Below are 11,464 nucleotides of genomic sequence, written 5' to 3'. Positions count from 1 at the left end.
TTTCCGCAGTGCCGCCCGCAGCGTGGGTGCCCGCGCGGCCAGCAGCTCGACGGTGTCGTTCACATGCCGCCACCAGGTCGTGGTCGACACCGCGAACCCGGCGCCGACCTCGGCGAACGGTTCGCCCTTGCGCAGGTACACCAGCACCAGCAGCGCCTGCCGACTGGTGATGGGCTTGCGCCACGGCGAGCCGATCTCCCGGCGGTGGGTGCGGAGCAGCCGCGACACGAAGGTCAGGGTCTGACGTGACAACGGCAGCGCGGCACGGTAGAACAGAATGCGAAGCCCTTGCGTAAGATGTGGATCTTGGTCGATTGCTGCCCTACCAAGGGCTTCGCCACGTTCCCGGCAGCGACACCCCGACGATCAGCCAGCCCGCGACCTACAACCCTTACCCACCAACACACCCAGACCAAGATTAAAACGGCTCGATACAACGTTTCCTTGGGCATCGGTGTTTTCACCGGACATCGGGCCGCCGGCAGCACATTCGTCCCGGACAGCGTTCCGGACAACGCGGTGGCTGTCCCCGGTTCCCCGCTCCGCCGAAAGTGGCGGGCACGGCCGGACAAAACCTGCGGACAGTCGCGTCCTCGCCACCTCACACCGTCCTCAGCGCCTCGGTCGGCGCCATCCGGGCCGCGCGGATGGCCGGGAGCAGACCCGCTGTCGCACCGATCGCCAGTGCGGCACCGAGCCCGCCTGCCCATGCCAGTGCCGGCACCACAATCAGCCAGCCCTTCACCGTGGCGAACACGGCGGTGGCGGCCACTCCGGTGACCACCCCGACCACCCCGCCGAGCATGGACAACAGCACAGCCTCGCCGAGGAACTGCGTCCGGATGTGTCCCTTGGTCGCGCCCAGCGCCCGCCGCAGGCCTATTTCCGGCCGCCGTTCCAGCACCGAGATGACCATGGTGTTGGCCACACCGACGCCGCCGACGAGCAGGGCGACCGCGCCGAGACCGAGGAACAGCCCGTTGAACGCCGAGTCCGCCGCGGCCCGCGCGACCAGGGTGGCCGACGGCCTGCTCACCGACACTTCGCTCGGACTGCGGGGATTGGCGGCGTAGGCGAGCAGCGCGTACACGTCGTTGACGCGCTCGGTGTCCGACCGCACATAGATGGTGGACGGCCGCCCGTTGAAGCCCAGCCACTTCTCCGCGGCCGGGTAACCGACCAGCACGGCGTTGTCCACTTCGGGCGCCAGATCGGCAGGGCGGAGAATCCCGGAGACGTAGAACCACTGGCCGCCGAGCCGGATGCGCAGGCCGGGGTCGATCTCGTCGATGCCGAGCCGCCGCGCCGCGACCGAGCCGAGCACCGCCGCCGGCTGGCTCGCGGTCGCCGCGTTCAGGAACGCGCCCCTGGCCACACTCGTGCTCACCGCGGCGGGCAGGCCGAGGCTGGCCGCGCTCACCTGCAACCCGTTGGTGTTGATCGCCGGGATCAGGTCGTTGCGGTACACGTCGGCGTTGGTGGTCCCGGTTGACTCCACCTCGTTCACCGACCCGATCCGCGAGATCATCCCCGGCGCCGTCGTGGGCAGTTCCGCAGCCTGGCCGAGCACATTGGTGCCCTTGGTCACTGTCAGCAGGTTGGTGCCGAGCCGGTCGATCTCGGACAGCAGCGCCGCCTGCGACGAGGTGGACAGCCCGAGCACCGCCACCATCGCCGCCACGCCAATGGCGATGCCGAGCGCGGACAGCGCCGCCCGCATACGCCGGGTGCGCAACCCGACGCTGAACACCCGCGCAAGGTCGGACAGCCGGAGCCGGTAGTCGAACCCTCTGTTCATCGCCCCTCCGTCGTTCTGGCCGGCCAGCCGACCGCGGGCGTCACACCGGCCAGGTTGTCGATGTCCTGGGCGACATCGGCGACGATCTGGCCGTCGAGGATCTCGATCCGCCTCGGCAGCCGCGCCGCCAGTTCCCGGTCGTGAGTGATCACCACGATGGTCGCGCCGTTCCGGTTCAGCTCCAGCAGCAGCGAGAAGATCGCCGCGGCCGAGTTGCTGTCCAGGTTCCCGGTCGGTTCGTCGGCCAGCACGATGCCCGGATTCCCGATCAGCGCCCTGGCGATCGCGACACGCTGCCGCTCGCCGCCGGACAGCTGCGACGGCCGGTGGCCGATCCGGTGCGCGAGGCCGACCATGCCCAGTGCCTCCGCGGCCTGGGTACGGCGCACCGCCCGGCTCACCCCGGAGTACAGCAGCCCGTCGGCGACGTTCTCCAGCGCCGAGTCGAACTCGGACAAGAAGAACTGCTGGAACACGAACCCGATCCGGGTGGCGCGCAGCCGCGCGAGCTCCCGGTCCGACAGGCGCGTGACGTCCTCGCCCATGACCCGTACAACACCCTCGCTCGGCCGGTCGAGGGTGCCCATGATGTGCAGCAACGTCGATTTCCCGGAGCCGGAGGGGCCGACGATGGCCGCCAACTCGCCGCGGCCGATCGTGAAGTCGACGCCGCGCAACGCCACCACCGGGTTCTCGCCCGGATAACTCTTGCGCACCGCGTCCAGTACCAGAACCGGTTCTGCCGCACCGGCGTCCGGCCGTTCCGTCGTGATCTCCTTCATGCCGAGGGCACCACGATCCGCTGACCGGCGCGCAGGCCCGCACCCTTGACCTCGACCATGCCCGCGCTGTCGTCGAACAGGCCCAGCGTCACCTCGTACAGCTTGCGCGCGTCCCCGTCCTGCACGACCTCGACCGCGTACCGGCCGCCGGACAGCGCGAGCAGCGCGTTCACCGGAACCGCCAGCACGTTGTCCGCCACCGCGGTGGTGATCGCCACCTGCACGGGAGCCTGGTCCAGTCCCGCGACTTCGTCAGGCTTGAGCGGCTCGACCAGTACGTCGACGGTGACCGAACCCGACTGGTTCCTCGTCGCCACCGCGCCGATCGACGTGACCTTGCCGGGAGTGCTCGTGCCCGCGGGTGGCGTCACGCTCACGTCATCGCCCACCTTGATCGACGCCGCCTGCGAGATCTCCACGGGCACGGTGACTATCCGCCGGGTGGCCGTCGTTTCCAGGATCACCGCCGTCGGCGCGGGCGATCCGAGCGTGGCGGCCGTCTTGCTGACCCTGATGGCGTCGGCGGGCACGAACACCACTTGGCCGAGCGCCAGCTTCCCGGTCGGGTCGAGGCCGAACTTCTTCTGGAGCTTCACCAGCGCGGTAGCGGTCGCGGCGCCGAAGACCTGGGAATTCGGATCGAGGACCCGATTGCCGGCGAAACCGAGGGCGACCAGTTCCGCGTTGAGCTGCTGTACGTCGGGGCCCCGGGCCTCACGGGCCAGTTCGCGGTAGACCGGCACCCTGCCGCGTAGCAGGATCACCGGCTTGTTGTCGATCCAGTACAGCGGCTTGCCGTGCTCGATCGTATCGCCGGCCGCGGGCAGTGCCGTCACGGTGCCTTCGATCCGGTTGGTCACGCCGAAGCTGTCGGCGTAGACCAGCGTTCCGTTCAGGGATGTCTGCGCGACGAGCCTGCGCTGTTCCACGATGGCCGTCGCCGTCGGAGCGTTGCTGGTGGCGGACGCGGACTCGGCCCCATTGCCGAACTTGACCACACCGGTGGTCATTCCTACGACCAATCCGGCCGACAGAAGCGCCACAAGGAAGGTCACCTGTAGCCATCTGCGCCGTAGCAGCGGCGCCGGCGGCACCGCACGGTCGTCCTGGTCCGACTGCGGCTCCGAGGTAATCGTGGACATCCTCATCTCCCTTTGGCTACGCGTCCCCCGAGGTGCGAACCGCGCGAACCGAAGCAGCCGCGAAACCGGTCAGTCGCCTGTCGTGGAACGGACCGGCAGTCCGCCGTCCCGGGCTCGCGTGCCTGCGTTCAGCGAGGGTGTCCGCCGGCTCGGTGAAAGTTCTACGGCGACAACGGTTTCAGTGCGGTATCGCGATCCCCGGCCCCAGCGCTGTTCACGCCAGCGAACCACCACCTGCCACCCCGGCCGGCGACCGAGGTTGCCCGGAGCGCGGGACGAGACTGCTCAGGGCCGTGTCGACGCGGATGCTTTCGGAGACAGGGACTGTCCGTGATCTTGTTCGCGTCGTGAGGCACTGTTTCGAGTGGAGGCGAGAGACCGCCGTCTGCGCCTGTCGTAGCAGGTGGAGCTGGGGGCAGTCGTGCGACGTGAGGTCGCAGTGATGAGTGATCACATTGATTGTGAGGTCGGTAGCCGAGGATGTGATCCGGTCCAGTGTCCGTGGGACCGTCCCCGTCCTGGCGTGCGTCATGGGCAACTGCGGGGTGCGATGTGCGTGATCAGAGTTTTCTCTGTGACAGTTCCAGTTTGAGGTCGTCACGCAGGAACTGGGTCAGGCGCTGGCGATCAACACCGCCTGGCTCACCGCGGCCATGACCGCCGCCATCCTGCTCACCTGGCTCAAACTCCTCGCCCTCGACGGCGACCTCACCACAGCCGAACCCGAAACACTGCGCTACCGCATCCTGCACACCGCAGCCCGCCTCGCCCACGGCCGCCGACGACTCACAGTCCCCCGCACCTGGCCCTGGGCCACCCACATCCAACACGCCTGGCAGCGCATCACCGCCCTGCCCCAAGCCCCCTGACCGCCAGCACGAACCCGCCCCTACGACCCAAGAAAGACCTTCGGGACCCGTGAAACCCCCGGCCACCCGGCCCGACAGCCGGACAACCATCATGCCCCCACCACGAAAACCGCGCCACCAGAACAATCCCAGGCCCTCCGCGCGCCGCTCACCGGCCCTCATGAAAAGTCAGGGTAAGGCCGGCCTTGGTGGCGGTAACGGTCTCCAATATCGGAACGACTTCGAAACGTGCTGCGGCAATATCTTCGCGAAGGGAGAGACATGAGTGCCGGCGGGAGTTGTTGCGTCGCCTGCTCAACCGCCTCGGGTCCGCACCTGCGAGATGTTGGCGGAACGCATCAACGGCGGGAAGAGCAACTGGGCGGTTCCTCTTCGATAGAGCGCGGCGGGCCGACCGATTTCCGGAACCGTACGCTTCCCCGTGGGTACGAGGAAGTTCTCGGCTCCGGTGACTTTTCGACGAAAGTTGCTCGGATCGAGCGAAAATCCCCACACCACCTCATACACCTGCCGGAGATCACTGATGGAGAACGGCTCTACGCAGAAAGCCGCAGCAACGGTCGTGTATTCCAACTGAGAACGCGCCAATTCGAGCGCCTCACGCAGGATCACGGCATGATCGAAGGCGAGCTCGCCGAAATCGACCGAATCCACCGGGATCCAACTCGCCGCCCTGGCGTCGGTGCCGGCCACCGGAGCAGACAGGTTCGGCACCAGCGCCAGGTACGCCACCGTGATCACCCGGCCACGCGGGTCACGGCCGGGATCACCGTAGGTCTTCAGCTGCTCCAGGTGCAGCCGCCGCCCGTCGAGCCCGGTCTCCTCACTCAGCTCACGCAGCGCTGTGTCGTTCAGCGTCTCCCCGTCGCGGACGTATCCGCCGGGCAGCGCGGGCCTGCCGAGAAACGGCTCCTTGCCTCTCTCCACCAGCAACACCTGCAGCCGGTCGGCCCTGATGGTGAAGATCACCAGGTCGACCGTCACGGCGACGCCGGTGGCGTGGCGCGTTCGGGGAACTTCGCTGATCACAGCCCTCACCATACCCTCTAATGGTCGGATTGACCCTAAGTCTGCAGACACTTATGGTCAGGGTGACCCATAACGCGGAGGTGGCGACATGGGCGAAGCTTCGACAGCGTCCGACGGTCAGTTGAACACGGCTACCCGGCGCCTGTGCGCCAGCGTCTACCTCGACCGCCGCTTTCGCGACCTGGTCATCCACGGGGTGCACAACGACTGCCGACATCGCGTGGCGCCGTCCTACGGGTTCGACCTCGTCCCGGTCCTGGAGCATGCCCGGCGGGCGTGGGTGCTCGGAACCGCGCACCAGATCTGCACGCTCGCGGTATTCACGGCCGGGCTTCTCACCGACATCACGGCGACCGTACTGGCCGGGTGCGCCATCGCGGCGATGCCACTGGGGGCGAACGTGCCACGCACGTTCCTGAAAGCGTTGCAGCTCAAGGGACGTTCGCTGAGTCAAAAGTGCCTCGGCAAGAAGGTGCCGTCCGAAGAGGAACAAGAACTGAAGGAACAGACCCACCGGTTCCTCCTGAATCTCGGCGGATGTGCGGTGCTCACGGCCGGAGTGGTATTCACCGCAGATCGCACACACGTCTCCCTGTCGGCTTCCCTCCCGCAGGGCATCATCCTGTTGTTGCTGACGGCAGTGCTCGCGGTCGCCGCAGGCGTGACCCGGCAACTAGCCGTGAACCGCTTGCACCTCGCCACGAATCTTCGGCCCGCCCGGCTGTCCAAGCGGTCGGAAGTGGTCGACACACAACAAACGAGCACGTTGGTGGTGTACGGCCACGATTATTCGACCTATGGCACTCCGAGCCCCTTTCTGGGCAGCGGAATCGTGCACCGATGGCCGCAATGGTCGATTCAGCTGGTGCGCGACGAAGCCAGGAACGCCGACTTCATCACGAGCGATGAACCACGTTTCGACGCCGCGGAACTGATGCGGTTCCTCCGGAAGAAGGCCACCGAGCTGAGCAGGTCGCGCGAAGGACCTGGACTGCCGGGCCTGCACGTGCGAGATCGGCTGTTCATCGCGCAGGAGAAGGTGTTGTCGGCCCGGCACCTGCTGGGCACCGAACCGACGTCCAACGAGATGGACGAGATCACCAACGATCCGAACGGGCATCTGCAGCATTACCTGGAAATCAGCGTCAGCAAGACAGGTGAAGTGGTGACCACGCTGTTCATGGGCCTGACGCTGCGAGCACGCACGCTGAACGTCGACATCGCGCTCGGCATGCTCACGAGTCTGCCGTACGAGTTCCTCTCCGTTGACGCCCATCGGGAGAACGGCGTGGGCGCGGTAGTGCGCTCGGCGTTCCGCGCACTGCGCGACCTTCCTCGCGAGGCCGGCGACGCGTGGCGCCTCAGCACCGCGCCCTGGGTGGTCGCCCGCGCGCTGTACGCACGGCAGGACCGCGCGGTGATGCCGAGACGGCGCAGGGGTATCGGCCCGTGCCTCAGCATTCGCCAGGAGGTCGAACAGGCCAACCGGAGCCGGCACGTCGCGTTCGACCGCCGGGAGATCGAGGAGAACAAGAACGTCATCCTCAACACCTTGCTCGACTCGATCACCGAGTTCCTCAGGTCGAAGGGAATGGACGTCTCCGCGGTCAAGGGACAGGTCACCACCATCATCAACGCCAACGTCTTCAGCGCGGGAGGCCTCAAGATCGACAACTCGGCGATCGGCCCGAACGCCCAGGTGAACCAGCCGAACCCGGACAACCCGGCGAGCAAACCAGGAGCAGAGCAATGAACACGAACATCAATGTTCACGGCGCGATGTTCAGCGGCACCACCTCGTTGCGCGACGTGGCCATCGGCCCGAACGCATCGGTCAACGCGGCACCCGGTCCGGCTGAGAGACCGGAGATCGCCCACGACGTCGGAGTGATCACCATGACCGCGGACGAGACCCGTGCCGTCCGCCGGGTGCTCGAACTGTCACCGCTCGACGACGCCTTCCACGCGGGCGAGCGGTTCACCCGCGTCGTGGCCGTGCAAACACACGGCCAAGGCCAGGGCGCGGCGATGGACGCGGCACGGAGGCTAATCCAGCGCTTCGCCCCGAAGGTGTTGGTGCTGGCTGGGATCGCCGGCGGCATCGATCCGTGCCTGCGTATCGCCGACGTCGTGGTCGCCACCAAGGTCGTGGGATACGACCTGCACAAAGAGACACCGGCGGGCACGCAGCGCCGCGGCCGGTACTGGGAAGCGCGGGCGACCGTCGGGCACGCCGTCTGCGAGTTCTTCTCCGCGCGAGGCGAGCCTACGAAATTCCCCGGCTTCGTGGCGCGGTCCGGCCTGATTGGCTCCGGGAACGGTGTCATCGCCCACGGGGACGCAGAGGTGCTGAGGTACCTGCGGAAATTCAGCGACAAGACGCTGGCCGTGGACATGGAGTCCGACGGGCTGGGCCAGTTCTGTTACGAGAACGGTCCCTGGCCCTGGGTCGTCGTCCGGGGAATCTCGGACCTCGCCGACGAGCAGAAGAACGACGACGCCCAGCCGCTGGCGGCGGAAAACGCCGCCAGCGTGGTCCGCGAGTTGATCCCGTACCTGGTCGGGTGAGACGACGTGGCCGACTTTGTCATGGGTGTCATCAGCTCGCTCGCCGCGACCTCGCTCACCGTCGCGAGCGGATGGGTGCTCTCCAAACGGCTCCGGCGGGTGCTGACAGCGATGTTCTCGCGATTCGCGGGCTTACCGGTGCAGCAGGTGTACGAGCGCCAGGAACTCGCCAGCCCGGATCTGGCCCACGATCTGGCCAACGCCCAGTGGATCCGCGTTCTGACGGGCCGCGGGAACGAGTTGACCCGCGACACGTTCACACCCGTGTGGACGGGCGGGATGCGGCGGCGACCCCAGTTCGTCGAGGTCCTGTTGCCCGATCTACGGCGCGGCCCGGACTCGTGGCTCGCCAGACGCGAAGAGGACATACGACGCGCGGACCCGACCTTCTCGGCCGGATTCCTGGCCGAACAGGTCCGCACGAACACACATTTCGTGACCGCCGCGGCCCGCCACCACGGCAACGTGTCGCTGCGCTTCTACAACCTCCCGCACACGCACCGGGTGATCATCACCAACGAGGTGGCCTACCTGACGCTGTACGGCGGATCGGTGCACGGCCGTCACTCGCCGTGCGTTGCGGCCCGGCGCTCCAGCCTGCTCTACGACCTCACCCTGTCGCTGTTCAGCACGGCGTGGGAGCAAAGTGAGCCGGAGAAACTCTCCTCGTAGGCTGATCCACCCGCCACGGACAGGAGGCTGAGGTGCCCGAAACAACCTTGGCCGAGGTGATGGCCGAACTCGCCGCGCTGCGCACGACACGGACGACTCCGCCGAATGATCATTCGCTCATCGACAGAAGCGGTGGGCTCGATGGCGAAGAAGCCCGAATCTTCCTGGTCCTGCTGTGCAGTGGAGGGCTCCCGTTACAGCGCTGCCGAGATGGCTCCGTTCGGGTATTGGTCGCGGTTTCACCGCTGATCCACTCGTTCGATGGCTCGGCCGTTCCGGCGGGGGTTCGGGTGGCTCGGCCGGGCGGGCTGCTGGCCGCGTACCCGCCGGTGGCACAGCGGAAGAGCCAGGTGCTGGCAAGAAGTCCGGCACGGCCGAGCCGGGCGCCAAGGCGGCGGCCGAAGCCGCCCGCAGCGGCGCGGCGGGCAAGACCGGCCAGCGGCATGCCCGGCGCCGCAGCAGGCAAGAAGGGCGAGGAAGATAAGGAATGGAAGCGACCGGCCTACATCGTGGACAGCGACCCGAACGCAACCTGCGGCCTCAATATCGAAACCGACGAGAACGGTAACAAGATCGCACCGCCGGTCATCGGCTGATCACGTCGCTCCACGAGTCGCGTGATCGACCTTGTTACGATGTGGCTCGTTATCCCGCGATACCTCGGCGAGGCGTCTGGAGGTTAGCCGCGAACTGCCCGAGCCTCCTTCCGCGTCTTCTCGTGCCTCGCCCGAACAGTGCCATCACTCGTTGCCGACCAGAACGTCGACGTCGACGATCCCTGCAATCTTCGCATAACCGATGGCATAGGCACGGATCTTCGCACGAAGGTCGTCCAGATCCTTTCTGCACGCCGCGTTCTCCGGCCATAGGCTATCATCCTGACCGTCGTGGTCGAGTTCCCATTTCCGGAGCCGCGGGTGCCAGTACGAAAGAAAGGGCCTAAGTTCCAGGTTGAGCATGGTGATCGCCAGTTCCTCGACGCTGGGGCCACGTCCCGCGGGTGCGCTAGGGTGCGACGCGGACAACTCCGCGCGAATGTTCTGAAACAACGCGTAGAGGGAGTTCATCGCCTCCCGAAGCAGGCCCTCAGACTCCTTCAATGGTTGCAAGGAAACCCGGGTCGACGTCTCAATGAATAGTTTCCAAGCTACGTTTCGAACGTCACGATCAACCGTGAAACGCAACTCGCTGAATCGGGGAATAATGAGCTTAACCTCGGTCAGATTCGCCAATCTGCCGTACTTGCGAAGAAGCAGAGCGGCCGCCGATCCGATGGCGGCTCCGACGATCAAAAACAACAATATATCACTGAGCCGAGCCGCACCGAACGCCACCAAGCCACCCATTGCACCTACGACGAATCCGGCGGCCACTCGGAAAGTCAGTTCCCTGCCGGCCGAACTAGTGAACCTACCCCAGAAGCCCGCCACTAGCACCACCAAATCGATCGGTTCAGGCGCCCGACACAGAGAACTTACCTTGCTATGCAGGCGGCCGCCATGGGTTCCTCCGTCGCGGCGCGAAATAGCGCATGTCGGGTACTGAACGTGTCGACTCACACTCACCGACGCCGTCCATACTGAGTACCTTCACCCGTTTGCGACAGCCGCAAACGCGGAGTGTGATCTGATACCAAGTGGGTCGACTGGGCTAGTACGCTAGCAGCCACTCCGACGGCGACTGGCGGCCCCGAGACGGAGATGTAACCCTGTTCAACCAGACCGACGCAGGTACTACCCGCTACCAGTATCGGGGACAACAGGTCCCCCTCCCCATGGCCAACGGCAGCATGAGCAAAACCAAGCCCAACCCGGGACTCGTCGAGAGCAGGATGCTAGCGACTGACGCGTTCACCACGGGGCCATTCTCACGACCGCCATTGAGCAATTTCCGGCTCTGCCTCACGTTCCGTGAAACCCACGTGCCGAGACAGGCTCTGCCCGGCTCTCCGCGCGTCGAATGTATCCAGCCGCGAGTCGAACTCAGTGAACACCCGCGAGCTGAACCCGCGGCGAATCTCCGGTTCACCGGCCGACGAGGGCCGAGGCAGGGGACGCTGGAGCCGGGCGCCGGGCGCGCGCTGGCTGAAGCGACACCACCGTGCCGGACGTTCAACTCGCACGCGCTCAGGTTCGACTCGCTCCACGGAAAGTGGGACAGAGCCAATTCCCCACGTCCCTTGACATTGGTCTCGGTGCAAGATCTTGCTGGCCGTCCGCTCGCTCGATGCCGAACCCTGCACCCAGCTCGTACACCGTTGCCCTTCCTGGTAACCGGCGATGGGTTCCTGGACCAGGTCGGCGTCAACTGTCGTGCCCGCCCCGTTTTGGCCGATTGACGGACGGAGGAGCGGGTATGGTGGGGTCGGGCAGCTTCCGAGCAGCGTCTCCAGCGCTTCCACCTGCGCGTTTGTTCCCGAGTAAGCTCTCCCGGGGTCCACAGATGAAGTTTTTAATTGAACCCTCTAGATGGTTGATTCCGTGAAGTTGGTGTTAGTGGTCGTAGGCGATGAGTGAGCGTTTGCTGGTCATGCCGGTCTCCCAGTTGTGCCAGATGGCGGCGGTCATGGCCAGGAGGCGCTGGGCGACGCGCGTGAACACTCCG

Annotated in this window: 11 protein-coding genes and 1 pseudogene; 5 read left to right on the top strand and 7 right to left on the bottom strand. The window is 66.2% G+C overall.

All coding sequences use genetic code 11. The annotated features are described in order from the left end of the window. From VJT49_RS33140 to VJT49_RS33125, 4 genes are all read right to left on the bottom strand, one after another. Positions 1–279, bottom strand: a 279-nt coding sequence (locus VJT49_RS33140) for a transposase family protein (RefSeq protein ID WP_324168932.1), incomplete at its 3' end; no start/stop codon positions are given. A gap of 322 nt (positions 280–601) precedes the next feature. Beyond that, positions 602–1,798 (bottom strand): ABC transporter permease, encoded by a 1,197-nt coding sequence (locus VJT49_RS33135; RefSeq protein ID WP_324168929.1) that lies wholly within the window; start codon positions 1,796–1,798, stop codon positions 602–604. Further along, the gene (locus VJT49_RS33130; protein WP_324168928.1) at positions 1,795–2,580 is read right to left on the bottom strand and encodes an ABC transporter ATP-binding protein; all 786 of its coding nucleotides are present in this window, start codon (positions 2,578–2,580) and stop codon (positions 1,795–1,797) included. Before VJT49_RS33130 ends, VJT49_RS33135 begins: the two co-directional genes overlap by 4 nt. Further along, entirely contained in the window at positions 2,577–3,722 is a 1,146-nt protein-coding gene (locus tag VJT49_RS33125; RefSeq protein WP_324168927.1) for a peptidoglycan-binding domain-containing protein, read from the bottom strand. Before VJT49_RS33125 ends, VJT49_RS33130 begins: the two co-directional genes overlap by 4 nt. A gap of 608 nt (positions 3,723–4,330) precedes the next feature. Between VJT49_RS33125 and VJT49_RS33120 the strand changes: the two genes are divergently transcribed. Beyond that, complete coding sequence (locus tag VJT49_RS33120; RefSeq protein ID WP_324168931.1) at positions 4,331–4,591, top strand: transposase; 261 nt, start codon at positions 4,331–4,333, stop codon at positions 4,589–4,591. Positions 4,592–4,885: 294 nt separating this feature from the next. Here VJT49_RS33120 and VJT49_RS33115 read toward each other — a convergent pair whose 3' ends face one another. Continuing rightward, the gene (locus VJT49_RS33115; RefSeq protein WP_324168930.1) at positions 4,886–5,632 is read right to left on the bottom strand and encodes an NUDIX domain-containing protein; all 747 of its coding nucleotides are present in this window, start codon (positions 5,630–5,632) and stop codon (positions 4,886–4,888) included. Positions 5,633–5,708: 76 nt separating this feature from the next. On the opposite strand from VJT49_RS33115, the gene VJT49_RS33110 reads away from it, so the two are divergent. The 4 genes from VJT49_RS33110 to VJT49_RS33095 are packed head-to-tail and all read left to right on the top strand — an operon-like array spanning position 5,709 to position 9,456. Continuing rightward, entirely contained in the window at positions 5,709–7,373 is a 1,665-nt protein-coding gene (locus tag VJT49_RS33110; RefSeq protein ID WP_324168926.1) for a hypothetical protein, read from the top strand. After that, entirely contained in the window at positions 7,370–8,188 is an 819-nt protein-coding gene (locus tag VJT49_RS33105; RefSeq protein ID WP_324168925.1) for a 5'-methylthioadenosine/S-adenosylhomocysteine nucleosidase, read from the top strand. The genes VJT49_RS33110 and VJT49_RS33105 overlap by 4 nt, the downstream gene beginning before the upstream one ends. 6 nt (positions 8,189–8,194) lie before the next feature. Beyond that, complete coding sequence (locus VJT49_RS33100; RefSeq protein ID WP_324168924.1) at positions 8,195–8,860, top strand: hypothetical protein; 666 nt, start codon at positions 8,195–8,197, stop codon at positions 8,858–8,860. Positions 8,861–8,892: 32 nt separating this feature from the next. Beyond that, positions 8,893–9,456 (top strand): hypothetical protein, encoded by a 564-nt coding sequence (locus VJT49_RS33095; RefSeq protein WP_324168923.1) that lies wholly within the window; start codon positions 8,893–8,895, stop codon positions 9,454–9,456. Positions 9,457–9,600: 144 nt separating this feature from the next. Here the strand turns inward: VJT49_RS33095 and VJT49_RS33090 are convergent, their stop codons facing one another. Further along, entirely contained in the window at positions 9,601–10,233 is a 633-nt protein-coding gene (locus VJT49_RS33090; RefSeq protein WP_324168922.1) for a hypothetical protein, read from the bottom strand. Positions 10,234–11,352: 1,119 nt separating this feature from the next. After that, a pseudogene (locus tag VJT49_RS33085) lies at positions 11,353–11,464 on the bottom strand (IS982 family transposase); the annotation flags it as partial.

It is taken from the genome of Amycolatopsis sp., from assembly GCF_035276945.1.
GTDB lineage: Bacteria > Actinomycetota > Actinomycetes > Mycobacteriales > Pseudonocardiaceae > Amycolatopsis_E.
This window is presented reverse-complemented; position numbering and strand designations above follow the sequence as displayed.